Source organism: Pseudomonas sp. 2822-17 (assembly GCF_002742485.1).
Lineage (GTDB): Bacteria > Pseudomonadota > Gammaproteobacteria > Pseudomonadales > Pseudomonadaceae > Aquipseudomonas > Aquipseudomonas cyclaminis.
On sequence record NZ_LJRZ01000614.1, the window covers coordinates 1 to 341 of the forward strand.

The following is a 341-nucleotide window of genomic DNA, read 5'->3' on the forward strand; positions in this document are numbered from 1 at the left end:
CTATTCACGATGATGAAAAGTTTTATACATTCTTAAACTGTCAAAAAACCTGGCGGACTATGCCCACCAGGTTAACAGCTTAAACTTAATATAAGGATACATTGTTGTCATTCATTGCTTCTAGACTGCTCTTAATATGTCCCATAAACTTCCCACAAATCAGCCCATCTAATATTCGGTGGTCTAATGACATACAGAGGTTTACCATATGTCTCACTGCTATAGCATCATTTTCTAACACTACTGGACGCTTTACTATAGATTCAACTGACAATATCGCAGCTTGAGGATAATTGATGATAGGCTGAGACTGTATAGAGCCAAATGAACCCGTATTATTA

General features: G+C 37.0%; 1 protein-coding gene. It reads right to left on the minus strand.

What is annotated here, in order from left to right; translation table 11 throughout:
* Positions 1 to 85: 85 nt before the first annotated feature.
* Positions 86 to 341, minus strand: a 256-nt coding sequence (locus AOA60_RS23595) for a 2-oxo acid dehydrogenase subunit E2 (RefSeq protein ID WP_178075407.1), incomplete at its 5' end; no start/stop codon positions are given.